9 protein-coding genes are annotated in these 14,284 nt (G+C 75.5%); 2 read left to right on the top strand and 7 right to left on the bottom strand.

Annotation, left to right across the window (positions count from 1 at the left end):
* The first annotated feature begins 47 nt into the window (after positions 1 to 47).
* Complete coding sequence (locus ACSRUE_RS46040; protein ID WP_441289098.1) at positions 48 to 1,022, top strand: tetratricopeptide repeat protein; 975 nt, start codon at positions 48 to 50, stop codon at positions 1,020 to 1,022.
* Between the two features lie 18 nt (positions 1,023 to 1,040).
* Here the strand turns inward: ACSRUE_RS46040 and ACSRUE_RS46045 are convergent, their stop codons facing one another.
* Positions 1,041 to 2,414: a hypothetical protein gene (locus ACSRUE_RS46045; protein ID WP_441289099.1), complete on the bottom strand. Its 1,374-nt coding sequence runs from the start codon at positions 2,412 to 2,414 to the stop codon at positions 1,041 to 1,043.
* 392 nt (positions 2,415 to 2,806) lie between these two features.
* Between ACSRUE_RS46045 and ACSRUE_RS46050 the strand changes: the two genes are divergently transcribed.
* Positions 2,807 to 3,784, top strand: a complete 978-nt coding sequence (locus ACSRUE_RS46050) for a hypothetical protein (RefSeq protein WP_441289100.1) — start codon at positions 2,807 to 2,809, stop codon at positions 3,782 to 3,784.
* 46 nt (positions 3,785 to 3,830) lie between these two features.
* On the opposite strand, the gene ACSRUE_RS46055 is transcribed toward ACSRUE_RS46050, so the two are convergent.
* From ACSRUE_RS46055 to ACSRUE_RS46080, 6 genes are all read right to left on the bottom strand, one after another.
* Entirely contained in the window at positions 3,831 to 4,571 is a 741-nt protein-coding gene (locus ACSRUE_RS46055; protein WP_441289101.1) for a hypothetical protein, read from the bottom strand.
* A gap of 43 nt (positions 4,572 to 4,614) precedes the next feature.
* Positions 4,615 to 7,278, bottom strand: a complete 2,664-nt coding sequence (locus tag ACSRUE_RS46060; protein WP_441289102.1) for a hypothetical protein — start codon at positions 7,276 to 7,278, stop codon at positions 4,615 to 4,617.
* A 1,604-nt stretch (positions 7,279 to 8,882) separates the two neighbouring features.
* A complete protein-coding gene (locus tag ACSRUE_RS46065; RefSeq protein WP_437761833.1) occupies positions 8,883 to 9,788 on the bottom strand; it encodes a hypothetical protein in 906 nt (301 codons plus the stop codon).
* Positions 9,789 to 9,798: 10 nt separating this feature from the next.
* Positions 9,799 to 10,656 carry a hypothetical protein gene (locus tag ACSRUE_RS46070; protein ID WP_441289103.1) on the bottom strand — a complete coding sequence of 286 codons (858 nt, stop codon included), beginning with the start codon at positions 10,654 to 10,656 and terminating at the stop codon, positions 9,799 to 9,801.
* A gap of 273 nt (positions 10,657 to 10,929) precedes the next feature.
* Complete coding sequence (locus tag ACSRUE_RS46075; RefSeq protein ID WP_441289104.1) at positions 10,930 to 12,510, bottom strand: vWA domain-containing protein; 1,581 nt, start codon at positions 12,508 to 12,510, stop codon at positions 10,930 to 10,932.
* Between the two features lie 11 nt (positions 12,511 to 12,521).
* Positions 12,522 to 14,045, bottom strand: coding sequence for a hypothetical protein (locus ACSRUE_RS46080; protein WP_441289105.1), 1,524 nt, complete (start codon positions 14,043 to 14,045; stop codon positions 12,522 to 12,524).
* Positions 14,046 to 14,284 lie beyond the last annotated feature (239 nt).

The raw sequence follows: 14,284 nt of genomic DNA on the forward strand, positions 1-14,284 counted from the left end.
TGCCGGCCTTCTCGCCCTCCCGGGTGGGGACGAGGTAGTAGAGGAGGATGCGACCGGATCGCGCCGTGCTGCGCTGGTGGAGGGGGAGAGAGTACCGGCGCCTACTCGACGTGGCCGCGTCCGAGCTCGCCGGCTCGCGCCACGCCGACGCGGAGGCGACATGCGCGCGGGCGCTCCGGCTCGCCGAGGAGATCTACGGGGACGGGGACGCCGAGCTGACGGCGCCGCTCTACGCTTTGAGCTCGGCGCGGCTCGCGCAGGGGCGGCTGGACGAGGCGCGCGCGAGCTCCGCGAGGGCGATCGCCATCGCCGAGGCGGCGGCGAGCGCCGATCCGCCGCTGCCGAGGCTGCTCGAGCAGCTGGCCGCCATCCTCGAGCGGCAGGGCGAGCTCGAGGACGTCGAGGCGCTGTTCCGCCGGATGCTCGCGGGCTACGAGCGGATGCGCGACCCCGACCCCGTCGAGCTGTCGGCGCTGCTGAACCGGCTCGGCCTGCTGCTCGGCAGGCGGGGGGCCCGCGCCGAGGCGGCGCCGCTCTTCCGGCGGGCGATCGCGCTGCGGGAGGGGGCGCTCGGCGCCCGTCACGCGCTCGTCGCGGAGGCGCTCTACAACGCCGCCACGTTCCTGGAGCTGGAAGAGGACCTCCCGACCGCCGAGCGGGAGGTGATGCTCCGGCGGGCGCTCGAGATCGCCGAGGCGGGGACGGGCGTGGAGGGGGGCCTCCTCGCGTCGATCCTGCACAACCTGGCGGCCGCCCGGGAGGCGCTCGGGGATTCGGCCGAGGCGGCGGCGCTGTACGAGCGCGCGCTCTCCGCGCGGGAGGCGCTGGTCGGGGCCGCCCACCCGTCGCTCCGGCCGACGCTGGTCCGGCTCGCGCAGGTCCACCACGCCGCGGGGCGGCCGTCCACGGCGCTGCCGCTGTACGAGCGGGCGCTCGCGCTCGCCGAGGCGGAGCTCGGGGCGGATCACCCGGTGGCCACGGCGATCGGGGCCTGGATGGCCGAGGCGCGGAGCCGGAGCTGACCCTGCCGCGCCCGTCGATCAGCGCTCGGACGACGCATCGCCGCCGTCGCGCCAGCGCTCGACGAGCTCCGGGAGGACGGTCGAGGCCATCTGGAGCAGGTGCGCCATGTGGTGTTCGGGCGTGTTGCCCCGGAACCCGCGGACATGGAGCTCGCCCACGCTCGCCTCGGTGGTCGGGATCATCTGCTTCTCGAGCTTCTTCGAGACGGCGCCCTCGGCCGCGCGCAGCCGCAGGTGCGGGGGCGCGTCCGACGCGGGCGACCGCTCGACGTGGCGCCCCGCCGCGGCGTCGAGCAGGTAGCTGGCCGTGGCGGTGGAGCTGGCGTACGCGATCGGGTCGATCTCCGAGTGCGTGATGGTGAACAGCAGCTTCTCCGAGGCGGCGAGCTGCGCGGCGCGCGCGAACGAGGCGAGCTGCAGCGAGTTGAGCCCGCTCGGCTGCTCCGGGACGAAGCCGCAGTGGATGCCGTCGGTGACGAGGACCGCGTCGAGGGTCTCGGCGCCGCGGCGGAGCTCCAGGATCTTGGCGACCGCGCCGTAGCCCGCGCTCCACGAGGAGAGGGCGACCCGGCGGAGCCGCGGGGTCGGCAGCCCGCGCTGCGCGAGCGCCCGGTCGATGTCCGCGAGCAGGCTCTCGTAGACGCCCGGCGTCGCGTAGAAGTCCTCGTACGCGCCCGAGCCGATGCCGAGGTTGATGACGGCGACCGCGGCGTTCAGCCCGGCGACCTCGGCGCTCTCGCGGACGAGCTGGGTGTTGCCGTGGAAGTGCAGCAGGAGATCGTAGCTCGACCCGGTGGGCCTGAACGTGTCGGGCGTGAAGAGCACGCCGCCGCGGATCGACGCGTACCCGTCGTGCTTGATCGCGGGCAGCGGCGTCGCCGGCGCGGGCGGCGGCGCCGGCGGCTGCAAGCGCGCGAGCCCCTCCGGCGCGACGGCCGCGCTCGCCCCGACGCCCTCGCGCGAGGAGCGCAGCGCGAGCAGCGACGCGCGGTCGACGGGGCTCATGGCGCGGAAGGCCTCGGCGGAGGCGATCGGCATCCGCGCGGCGATCCCGCGCGCGGCGGCGGCGACGACGACGATCACGGTGGCCGCGGCCAGGACGAACGCCCCGAGGGCGCGCCACACGCGCGCGCGGCGCTCGCCCGGCGAGGGCGCGGACCAGGAGCCGTACGGCCCGGCCCCGGCCATGGGGAAGGGCGGCGTCCCCTGCGGCGTTGGCGGGGTGAAGCCGGGAAGGAACGCTTGCTCCTCCGGCGCGGGGGCCATGTCGAGGGGGGGCAGGTCGAGGGGAAGACCGCGATCCGGGCAACGCTGGACCACGGTCACGGGCGGCGGCGTGGGCGTCGGCGATAGGTCCGCAGGCGACCCGTCAGCGCGCACGTTTCCGTTCATTTCGATACCCCTCCCTTACAACGGGGATGTAGCGCCCGGCCCTGGCTCGCCAGGCGCTGCGTCTGTTCCGTGAGCGCGCCGCATGGCGGCAGCGCGCTGCGTTTCTGCTCCTGCCGTGAGCCCGGGAGGCGTCGCGGCAGGCGGAGCATCGACCAGTACGGTCTCGAGCTCAAGCGGCAACCGTGCCGTACGCGCATATTTAAGCGTGGCCGCAATACCCTGGCCCCTGCTGGAACACGCGTGGGTGAGCCTGTCGGGCGGCAAAGCGAGGGAGCGGGTGGGGTGCGCCCGGGGCTGCGCGGGTGCGCGCGAGCGGGAGCGGGGACGTGAGCACGCCGGCGACGAAACGCGCACTTGCGCCCCTGTCCGGCACCCACCAAGGTGCTCGGCGCTTGCTCTCCCGCGAGGTCCGCTTCCTGCTCGCAGCGACGCTGCTCCATGCCGCCATCCCGCTGCTCGCGCGGATCGCGGGCGCCCCGGGGCCGGCGCTCGAGGCCCGCTCGAGCGGCGCGCGCCGCGAGGTGGAGATCGAGATAGAGCCCGTCGCGCCGCGCGCGCCGGAGCAGGACGAGGCGCGCGCGCCCACGCCACCCACGCCGGACGAGGCACGGCCGCGCGAGGCGGAGCCGGTCCTCGGCCGGACGGCGCGCCGCGAGCAGCGGCCGCTCGCTCCACAAGCGCGGCCGGCGCCGGCGGAGGCGCCGGTCGAGCCGCGGGAGGGTCCCATGGCGCCACCGGCCCCGGCGCCATCGAGCGAGTACGACGGGCCGCCGACCGCCGAGGCGCCGCGCGGGGTCGCCGGCCTCGGGGGGGCGCCGGTGTGGCAGCTGCCCGGCGTTCTGCCGGATCGCGCGCCGCCGGCGCCGGCGCCGACCGCGCCGGCCGCGCCGCGCGAGGTCTCGGCGGACAGGGCCGGCGAGCTGCTGCGCGAGGCGATGCGCGATCGGGACAAGACGCTGGGGCTGGATCTGCCGGCCGCCGGCACGGTCGCGTCCGTGGTGGCGGACGTGGTGCGCAGCGCCGAGACGCCCGCGACGGCGCGCGCGGTGTTCGAGGTGCACCTGAGCGGCGCCGGCGCGGTGCTCGGGGTGCGCGCGCTGTCGTCGACGGCCGGAGCGGCGGCGCTCTGGGCGCGGGTGGCGCGCGAGGCGGCGGCGCAGCTCACCGGGCGCGTGCTCGCGATGACCGCCGCGTTCGCCAAGGGGGCGAAGGTCTACGTCACGGTGAGCTCGTCGGTGCAGATGCCGAGCGGCGCCACGTCGGGCGGGATCCACCACCAGGGCGCGGGCTTCGGGTTCGACGTCGCCGACATCGGGGCCCGGCCCCGCCGCCTTGTCCAGTCGAGCTTTCGCGTCGAGGCGATCGACTGAGGCGATCGCAGAGGCGGAGGCGCGCGACGCGCGCGAGCTCGGGCGATCAGCGGCCCCTGCGCGCCGTCCAGCGCCTATAACGCGCGGCGCTCGCGGCGAGGCCGAGCCAGAGCAATCCGAGCAGGCTCAGCGCCGCCGGGGCGCCGGTGAGCCAGACGAGCGCTGGCAGCGGCGGGCGCGTCGGACAGGGGCGGCGCGTGTCGAAGCGGCAGGCCTGGTGCCGATCGAGCTCCTCCGCAGCGGCGCGGACCTCGGCGACGTCGTCTGGCAGGCCCCGCAGGGCCGCGGAGGCCATCATGTACGCCGCAGAGGCGGCGCGATCGTACGCCGGGTCGGCCGGCACGCGGTCGCGGACGAGCTCGCTCAGCCGGGCGGCGCGCTGCGCCGGCGCCTGCTCGGCCAGCGCTCCGGCGAGGTGCCGAGCGAGCGCCTCGTCGAGCTGCAACGCGCAGGCGACGGCGCGATCTTCCCCAGGCGTGAGGTAGACCGTCTCGCCCGACGCCGTCTGGCGCGGCTCCGTGCCGGACACCGCGACCGGCTTGCGCAGCGCCACCCGCGCCCCGCGGACGCAGCCCGGGACCCTCGGGAGGGCGCGCAGGTGCACCGCGGCGTAGCGCTGGTACGCGACGCCGGCGATCGCGCCGAGCGAGAGCGCCAGCGCGAGGAGCGCGGCGACCCAGCGCGCGCCGGCGCGCGCCCCTGCTCCGGCGCGCGCCGGCGGCGCGGCGCGCTCCTCGACGGGCTCCGGCGCGGGAGCCGGCTCGCCGGAGGGCTCTCGAGACGACATGGCCCGCGGTATGGACAGCCGCGGCGACGCTGTCAATGCGCCGTCACGAGGGGGGCTCCGCGCTGGCGAGGCGCGCCACCTGCGCCCACGCGCGGGCCGCCCCCTCGTGCCCGGTCGCGGCCGCGAGCTGCGCCAGGAACTGCGCGCACGCCTGCTCGCCGTGGGGATCCTCGGCCTCGCGGGCGCGCGCGAGGGCGCTCAGCGCCTCGAGGAGCGCGCCCTCCGTGCGGCCCGCGGCGGCCAGCGCGACGCCGTACGCGAGCAGCGCCCGGGCGCGCTGCGAAGGCGACGCGTCGGCCTCCGCGGCGATCCGGAAGCGCCGGAGCGCCTCCTCCTTCGCGCCGCGCCCGAGCGAGATCAGGCCGGTCATGCGCTCCGCCAGATCGAGGTGCTCGCCGGTGCGGCGGAGCTCGCCCACGAGCCGCTCGAGCGTGCGGAGGTCGCCCTGGACGAGCGCCTGCTTGGCCAGCTCGGCGAGGCGGACCGCGATGTCGTTCATCGACATGACGGGCGACTCCGTGGTCTTCGCGAGCAGATCTCCGGAAGCGTCGCCGCACGGAAGGCCGACGTCCGGGGAGGTCGCGTCGGCAAAGTCCGCGGACGTGTCGTCCGGTTGCGCCGCGGGCGCGCGGGCGTCGTCGCCCGCGCCCTCGCCGCGCGCGCCCTCCGCGGCGAGCGCGTCGGGGCGGGAGCGCTCGCCGATTGGCGCCGGCGCCGCGCGCTGCGGCTCCGGCGCGTCGCCGACCACCTCGATGGGCGTGCGGTAGGTGGGCGGCTGGCTCGACGAGCTGTCCGGCGCCCCGTCCCGGTGATCTCTCGCGGTCTCCTGCTCGTCGGCGAACGCGAGCAGCTCCGCGGCCGAGCCCTCGAGCAGCGCGTCGCCGGCCGCGCGCCCGGCGCGCCCGGCGAGATCGGCCGCGGAGCGCCGATCGCCCGCCTTCGCGGCGTGCCACGCGGCGTCGGCGAGGCCGAGCACGCCGGCGTGATCCTCGACGACCCGCGCCGCGGCCAGGTGCCACGCGGCGCGCTCGCCCGGCGGGACGCCCGCGATCAGGGCGTCGCGCAGCGTGCGCGAGGAGAGCCGCAGCCAGCCAGGCTCCGGCCGGAAGACCCAGCCGGCGCCGAGCAGCGCCGCCTGGACCGCGGCGACCTTCGGGGCGCCGGTGCCGTCGCACAGCGCGTCGATCGCCGCGTCCGACGCGTCCCCGCCGAGCGTCGCGAGCGCGGTGAGCACCGTGCGCTGGCCGATCGCGAGCAGGCGCAGGCGGCCCTCGATCGAGCGGAGCGCGGGGGGCGCGGCGAGCTCGGCGCCGGTCATCGTGCGCGGGGGCCTGCCCCGCCCGGCGCTGCGCCGGCGCGGCCCGACGCTCCTGCCGATCCAGCGCAGCGCGCCGCTCTCCAGCGCCTCGCAGAGGAGCTCGCGCACGGCCAGCGGGAACGCGGGCGCGCGCGCGGCCCAGCGGCGCGCGCCCGCCTCGTCGATGCAGCCGTCGAGGAGGCGGCGGACGAGATCCTGCGCGCCCGGCGCGGAGAGCGGCCCCAGCGTGACCGTCGCGGCCGGGGTGAGCGCGGTGAGCGGCGCGGGGAGCGGATCCGAGCGCCCGAGCCGGGCGACGGCGCGCGGGCCGCCGCCCGGCGAGAGGGCGAGGGCGATCGCGTCGAGGCTCGCGGCGTCGACCTCGGAGGCGTCGTCGACGGCGAGCAGGCCGACGCGGACGTCGGACGGGGCGAGCCACACGGCGAGCACCTCGGCGGCGATCCTCGGCTCGACGCCCTCGCCGGCGAGGAGCCGGGCCAGCGCGGGCTTCAGCCGATCCGGGAGCGCCGGCGCTCCGGCGCGGCCCTTCTCGGCGCGGAGCGCCGCGCGCGCGAGGGCGCGCCGGAGCGCGCCGAACGGCTCGCGCGAGGCCCCGATCGGCGCGACGAACAGGCTCCGCGACGGCGCGAGCAGCCGCTCCAGCTCGTGGAGCAGCCGCGTGCCGCCGGCGCCCGGCTCGGCCCGGACGATCGCGAGGGAGCCGGGGGGCACGGCGAGCTCGGCGAGCTCGGCGTCGCGGCCGATGAGCGGCGGCTTGCACAGGCGCGCCACGCTCTCGGCGACCTGCCTGCGCAGCGGCTGCTGCGCGTCGAGGCGGAGGCCGCGCACCCGGCGCGCGCCGTCGATGCCGCGGTGGGCGCCGAGGGTCATGAGCTCGCCCGAGATCACGGCGGGGAGCGCGGGATCGACGAGCACGTCGCCGGGGAGCGCGACGCGGGCGAGCATGACGGCGACGAGCAGCGGCTGCCCCCAGGAGAGCGCGGTGAAGCGCCCCGCCTCGCCGACGTAGGTCATCTCGCCCTGCGCGATGCCGACCGCGAAGCGCGCGTCGGGGAGCACCGCCGCGTCCTCCGCGGCGAGGGCGGCGAGCAGCACGGCCTCCTCGACGTCGTCGGGGGTGAACTCGAACGAGAAGGTCTGCGCGCTCCAGGCGCACAGGGTGGCGCCGAGCGCCTCGGCGCGCTTCTTCAGCGCGAGCGCCCTCGCGAGGTAGCTCTCCTCGCCGCGCGCGGCGCCGCCGGCGGCGCGCGCGGCGCCCCTCTGGCGCGACGGCGGCGCGGGCGCCCGCGGCGCGCCGCGGCGGCCGGGCCACGGCGCGACCGCGTCCGTGCTGTCTGGCTGCGAGAGGGCCGCAGTACCTCGAAAGGACACGACGATGCGCTCCGGCATTACGGCGAGTGTAGCGGGGCGCGGAGGGCGCGGGGGCGGTTCTCGGCGCGCGCGCCGCGGTACGATGGATCCTCGATGCGCTCGTCTCCCCTGCGCGCCGTGAGGCTGGGCGCTCGCCCTGCGCGCGCCGTCGCGCTCGTCACCGCGACGCGCGCCGTCGCGCTCGCCGCCATGGCGCTCCCCTCCCCTGCCGCTGCGAACGGCGTCTTTCCCTCGGCGGACCAGATCGTGTTCGACCCGGCGGATCCAGCGCGCGCCGTCGCCCGGATGACGTACGGCCTGCTGGCCACGCGGGACGGGGGCGCGAGCTGGCGCTGGATCTGCGAGGGCGCGGTCGGGTACGACGACACGGGCGGCCAATCCCCGCCCATCGCGGCGGCGGCGAGCGGCCGCGTGCTCGCCGCGCTGGCCGACGGGATCGCGGTCGGCGCCGAGGGCGGCTGCGCCTGGGCGCGCGCCGCCGAGCTCGCCGGGCGGGAGGTGATCGATCTCTCGGTCCGGCAGGGCGATCCGTCGCACGTCGTCGCGGTGGCCGCGGGGACCCGGCACGGCCTCTGGGCGTCGCGCGACGGCGGCGCGAGCTGGACCGGCGCGGGGGCGCCGCTCCCGGCGGGCTTTGTGGCCCGGACGGTCGACGTCGCGCCGTCGGATCCGCGGCGGGTCTACGTGAGCGGCCTCGCGAGCGAGGGCGACGCCGTCATGGGGGTGCTCGCGCGCTCGGCCGACGGCGGGGAGACGTGGCAGACAGCGGCGGTGCCGGGGAGCACGACGTCGCGCGAGCCGTACATCGCGGGGGTCGATCCGCTCGACGCCGACGTGCTGTACGTGCGGATCGCGAGCGCGCCGGGGCGCCTGTTCGTCTCGACGGACGGCGGCGCGGCGTTCGCGCCCGTGTTCGCGACCGAGGGCTTCGTGCGCGCGTTCGCGATCTCGCCGGACGGCGCGACGGTGGCGGTGGGCAGCGACATCGACGGCGTCTTCCGCGCGCCCTCGTCGACGCTGGCCTTCGAGCGCGTCTCGAGCGTCGCGCCGCGCTGCTTCGCCTGGACGGAATCGGGCCTCTACGCATGCGCGAGCGAGTTCCTGGACGGCTTCACGATCGGCCGCTCGCTCGACGGCGGCGCGACGTTCGAGCCGCTGCTCCAGCAGGGGTGCATTCGTGGTCCTCTGGAGTGCGCGGCGAGCACAGCGGTCGGAGCGGTCTGCCCGACGGACTGGCCGAGGATCGCGCTGATGACGGGCCACCGGGACTGCACGCCGGACGCCGGTTCACCCGCGGCCGGCGGCGGCACGAGCGCCGTCTCGACCGGCGCAACCGGCGCCGGCGCCGCGGCGGCGAGCGGCGGAGGCCCGGCGACCACAACGGGCTCGGGCGGAGCGCCGGATGGGCCAGGCGGCGGGGCGCGGCCGAGCGACGCGGGCTGCGGCTGCCGCACCGGCGGCGCGGAAGAGGGCCGGGCCGGCGCAGTTGCCGCTGCGTGCCTGGCGGCGGCCGCGGCGGCGCGACGGAGGTCTCGACGCCCTGGCGTCGTCGTACGAGGGGTGCTCGGCTGGGCCAGGACCAAAGCGGAGGGCCTCGTGGAGCCGCTCCGACAGGGGAGGCGTCAGGGAGAGATGACGACCCGCTGCGCGGCCGTCCCGACGTCGCCGTTCGGGTCCTCCAGCGTGATCTCGATGTCGAGCGCTTGTCCCCGGACGGCCTCGACCGGGAGCCCCCGGTCCACCTGAAAGCGCACGCCATCGATCTCGCAGCGGTCCTCCCCGGCCTTGTGCATCGTGACCTGCGCGGTGAAGGGAAGGAGCTCGAACCCCAGCTCGGGGAAGCGCCCCTCCACGGTCAGGCGCGAGCCCATCTGCCGGAGGCCGGTCACGCGCAGCGCGAGCCACACGTGATGGCCCCCTTGAGGGCCCGCCTCGATCGGCACCACCTCGCCAGGCTCCAGCGAAGCGAACGCGCTTTCCCCCTGCCCGATCACGACCGCAGGGTCGCCAGAGCCCGGCGTCTTGCATGCATCGCTCGCCGACGCGATCCACAGCGGATCGTAGTCGGTGAGGGCGGAGGGGGCGATGAAGGGCTCGACGCACGCCCCCGCCGCGCAGGTCGCGCTCGCCGCGCAGGTGGTCGCGCAGCACGCCTCGTCGAGCGAGACGGGCAGGAGCAGACGCCGCCCGCCGGCCGCGCGGGTCGCGCCCCTCCGCGTCACGAGGGGAGCGGCCTCGCCGTCGCGGAACGCCGCGATGGACAGCTCGATCTCCGCGCCGTCGGGCGCTGGCCCGACCACGAGCTCGGCCGGGAGCGACAGCTCTCCCCTGCCATACGAGAGACGCTCGGTGCCCGTGACGACGCCATCCACCTTCGTGGTCGTCTCGATGTGATCGAACTGGAAGCCGACCGCCATATCCGTGGTGAGGCCGATCACCACGAGCGCGTCAGCCGCCTCGCCCGCACAGCCCGCGGAGCACAGGAGGAGCAGCGCGAGCAGCGTCTCGTGGGTCGGCCGCACGCTCACCTGGGGACGCTCAGCTCGACGTGCGCGACGAGCGCTTGCGGCGCCGCGCAAGCCAGCCTGCCGCCGCGGCGAACACGGCGAGCGGCGCGGTGAGGGAGGCCTTGCTCGCAGGCCTGGCGGCGCACATGCCGGCTGCGAGGTTCCCGTCGATGCCGTCTGGACCGATGGTGACCTCCGCTTCGGCCTTCACGCTGATGCCCTGCGCGAGCAGCGCGTTCACGCACGCCGGGATCTGCGATCCGGAGATGATGTACTTCCCGTTGCAGAAGAGCGCGCCGTCACCGCTGCAGGAAGCGTCGCAGTTCGCGCGGAACTCGTGCTCGCAGTCCTCGAATTCCTCGTTCTGACACGTGGTCTGGCAGTCCATGTTCGCGTCGGCCGTGCACGAGCCCCCGCAGCACTCGATGCAGTGCTGGTAGCAGCCGCCATCCACCGTCACGCACTTGGCGCCGCACTCGCTGTCGCAGTTCGCGTCCCACGTCGCGGCGCACTGGGCGGCGTCGACGGCGCCACCGCACTCGACGTCCCGCGTGGTGGTGCACTCGACGAAGCAGTTGTGGGAGCAGATGACATTGATGCCCCTGTCGCAGTCCGCGCTGCACTGCTCGGTGCAGCTGTCCGTGCAGCCCGCCTCCGCCGAGAGGGTGCACTCCGTCTTGCAGACCGGCACGAGCTTCGTGGCGCACGCGGTCTTGTAGATCCCGAGGTCGCTGCAGCCCGCGGTGCACTCGCCCGTGACGCGCACTTCGCAGTTCGACAGGCCCTCGAAGCGAATGTTGCCGCACTCCGGGACACCCGCGCTCGCCGGGAGAGCGGCCGTGAGACAGACGGCGATGCCGGCCAACCCGAACCACATGGATCTTCGCATAGGTGAACTCTCCTCCTCTACGGCCGCGAAAACTCGATCCTACACAAGGCGATCGCGGCGAGGAAGCGACATCTCCGCGGCGCACGTTTGCGGCGCATTAGGACGCGTTGTTGTGTTGTGTACGCGGGTACGCGGAGCGCATGTGGAGACGTGGAGACGTCGGAACGCGTGTTGAGGGGGATCGACGTGAATGGGGGTCACGGGCGCGGCGCGCTGGTGTCACCTAGCGCGCGTCGCTGTCACCTGGCGCGCGCTGGCGGCCTGGCGCGGGGCTCAATCGGCGGGCCAGGGGTTCGGCGGCTCCGCCGGCGTGTAGGGCCGCACGTTCGCCTCCGCCGTGATGAGGTTCTCGATGAACAGATCGACGTAGCGCAGGTCGTCCTCGACGTCGGGGTCCGGGTGATCCGCGAGCCACGCCTCGACGTTCGGCCGCAGCGCCTCGAGCGTGCGCCGCGCGGTGCGGGGGTCGGCGTCCGCGGCGAGCTGGGCGGCGAGCTCGAACCCGGCGAAGAGGTTCAGCATCACGAAGCCCTTTTCGACGGTGTCGCCGGAAAAATAGCCGGCCTCCGGCGGCGCGTCGGGCGCGCTCGGCGCCTCGATGTCGACCTCCTGCGCGTGCGCCTCGCCCGTCAGCGGGTGCCGCCACGACAGCGCGAGGCTGCCCACGGCGCGCGGGTCCTCGACGCCTTGCTGGTCGGGCTTCGGCACGAGCTCGAGCAGGATGGCACCGCCGCCGCCGCGCCGGCCGGAGCCGACGGGCTCCGCGGCGCTCGTCCGGCCGGCGAGGAAGAGGCTCGGGATGTGCACGGCGCCGCCGCGCTCGCCGCCCTGCCAGCCGTTCGTGCCGTACGCGCCGCGCACGACGTAACCGTCGCCCACGGCGACGTCGAGCTCCACGTCGAGCGCCAGCGGCACGAGGAACGTCTTCACCTCCTCGGCGAAGACCTCCTCCACCGCCTTCGGGTCCTCGAGGAAGTAGAAGTTGCCCGCGCCGACCTCGCTGATCCCGCGCATCGCGTCGACGTCGAACTCGGCCCCGACGCCGATGGCCGTGAGGCCGATCCCCTTCTCCGCGTACCCGGCCGCGAGCGACACGAGCCGCTGAGGCGAGGTGAGCCCGGCCGTGGCCACGCCGTCGGAAAGGAAGATCACGCGGTTCTGCCAGGCCGGATCGAGGTGCTGCTCGGCGAGCGCGTACGCGGTGAAGAGCCCCTCGTACAGGTTGGTCGACCCCCGCGCGGTCAGGCCCTCGAACGCCTCCGTGAGCGCCTCCCTGTCCGAGCCCTCCGCCTGCTCGAGGACGACCTCGGCCGCGTCCGAGTAGCGCACGAGCGAGATCCGGTCGGTCGGCTCGAGGGCGTCGATCATCTCGACGAGCCCCGCCCTGACGTAGGCGATCGGGTCGCCTTGCATCGAGCCGCTCGTGTCGACGGCGATGACGAGGTGCAGCGGCGGCCGCTCGAGCGCGCCGAGGTCCACGGGCGAGTTCATCCCGATCTGGATGAGCGTGCAGGGCGACCCGCTGATCATGTTGCCCATGATCCCGAGCAGCCCGTGCATGCACACGTCCTCGCCGCAGGTCGCGGCCGGGTAATCGAGCTTGTGCTCGGCGAAGAAGCCGACGTCGTCGAGCGTGTCCGGCCCGGGGATCTCGCCGTCCTCGAGGATCTGCCGGAACAGGCCGAAGTCCTGCGCGCCGCCCTGGGAGGCGCCCGCGCTGCCCGGGGACGGGGACTCGGGAGGGCCCTGGGGGAGGGCCAACCCGCCGGATTCGCCGTCTGAAGACGCGCAGCCGGCCGCGCCGAGGGCGGCGGCGGCGCCGAGCGCGAGCACCTCATGCATTCGGATCTTCATGGCGTGACCTCCTACGGCGCCGCGGTGGCGGCGACCAAGACCGACTCGAGCAGGCGGGGTTGATCGACGGGGACGGTGAAGCACTCCGCGTCCCGCACCGGCATGTCGTCGGCGCGCACGAGGAAGAGCGTGCCGGCGCCCTCGGCGAGCGCCGCGCTCTCGCCGGGCCGCAGCGAGACGACCCCGGAGACGCCGTCGCCGAGCAGCGACGCCTCGAGCGGCTCGACGAGGCTGCCGCACGCGTCGTGGAACGCGCCGCAGGCCGCGAGCGGCGAGAGATCGGCCGTGAAATGGGCGCCTGGCTGCCGGCCGACCATCGACCAGCGGGCGAGCACGTTGCCGCGCAGCGCGAGCACCGCGTGCGTCTCGCTCTCGATGTGGAGGCCGCGCGCGAACGCCAGCTGGTCCTGCAGGAGCTCGGGGTACCTGCCGCCGTCGATCGCGACGGCGCTCACGCGGAGGACGTCGCCCTCGCTGAACGGGATCGCCTCGGCAGGGGCGCAGAGGAAGAAGGTCTCGCCGCGATCGAGCGTGAGGGCGTGGCACCCGTCCGGCGACGACGTCACGCCGGTGAGGACCCCTGCCCTGCGGACGGGCACGGTCCAGTCGAGGCCGCTCCCCTCGGCCGAGGCGCCGCATGCGCCCGCGGGAGACGGCGTCTCGACGGGCGGCGCCGGGAAGATCGCCGGGTGATCGCCGAGCTCGAGCCTGGCCCCGGCGCGCCGCAGCGTGATCATCCGATCCGCCCGCGGGTTCTCCGTCGATGTGACGAGCTCCTGCTCCGGAAACTCCGCGGCGGACCACGCGAGGAGCGTGAGCGGCAGCCCGTCGGCGTCGATCAGGTAGGCGTCGCACCCCGCGTTGCCCAGCGAGAACGCGCGGCCGGGCGCGATGAGCCAGGCCTCGGCGTTCGCGAACAGATCGCGCGAGAGGGCGCTCGTCGGGTCGTCGAGCAGGACGCCGCAGTCGACCCGCACCGACTCCCGGAGGCGCCGCGCGCGGATGAGCTGCTCGGCCTCCGTCGCGTTGATGATCACGAGCGACGCGAGCTCCCGCAGCTCCCGCGGCCCGCACCCCTCGGAGTCGCCGCACGTGATCGGCTGCTCTTTGCTCGTGGCCACGCAGGCCAGGCTGCCGGCCATCAGCGCCAGGCGGTGGGCGACCGGGCGCGCGGGCGCCGGCCGCGCCATCGCCTCGCCGAGCACGCGGTACGAGGCGAGGAGGACCGGCAGCGCGATGAGATCCGTCGGGTCGACGGTGATCCGCCAGGGGAGCGGCGTGAGCGCCATGAGCCCCTCGACCGCGCGGGCGGCCTCCGGAGCGAGCTTGATGACCGAGAAGACGACGCCGATGACGACGTGCGCGCCGAGGAATCCGCGGCGCGAGGTCACGCGGAGCAGCGAGGCGAGGACCGCGGGCGCGACCAGGAGCCCGGCGAAGTCGCTGAGCTTCCCGGTCAACCACCCAGGGAGCAGGCCGGAGCCCTTGAGGGCGTGATCGTTGAGGACGAGGAGCGCCAGGGCTCCTATCCACAAGGGGTGAAGGAGCGTTCGAGTTGAGCGCAGATCTCGAGCCATCGGGAGCTCTCTTTCCGTGCGATCAGAGGCCATCGCGGGTGGCCGAGCAAGCGAGCGGGGCGCTCGCCGAGGTCCGGCCCCAAGCAAGCGCCATACCCTGAACAAACAAACATCAATTCAGCCAATTACAAAGCAACGCGGCCGCGCGCCCCTGACGCCGGTGTCAGGCGTCAGGGGCGCGCAGCCATGGTTCGCGT

The organism is Sorangium sp. KYC3313 (assembly GCF_052075895.1).
Classification (GTDB): Bacteria; Myxococcota_A; Polyangia; order Polyangiales; family Polyangiaceae; genus Sorangium; species Sorangium cellulosum_B.

Coding starts and splice junctions, on each gene's coding strand:
- ACSRUE_RS46055 (WP_441289101.1), bottom strand. CDS start 4,571: ATGTCGTCTCGAGAGCCCTCCGGCGAGCCGGCTCCCGCGCCGGAGCCC.
- ACSRUE_RS46045 (WP_441289099.1), bottom strand. CDS start 2,414: ATGAACGGAAACGTGCGCGCTGACGGGTCGCCTGCGGACCTATCGCCG.
- ACSRUE_RS46070 (WP_441289103.1), bottom strand. CDS start 10,656: ATGCGAAGATCCATGTGGTTCGGGTTGGCCGGCATCGCCGTCTGTCTC.
- ACSRUE_RS46075 (WP_441289104.1), bottom strand. CDS start 12,510: ATGAAGATCCGAATGCATGAGGTGCTCGCGCTCGGCGCCGCCGCCGCC.
- ACSRUE_RS46060 (WP_441289102.1), bottom strand. CDS start 7,278: ATGCCGGAGCGCATCGTCGTGTCCTTTCGAGGTACTGCGGCCCTCTCG.
- ACSRUE_RS46040 (WP_441289098.1), top strand. CDS start 48: ATGCGACCGGATCGCGCCGTGCTGCGCTGGTGGAGGGGGAGAGAGTAC.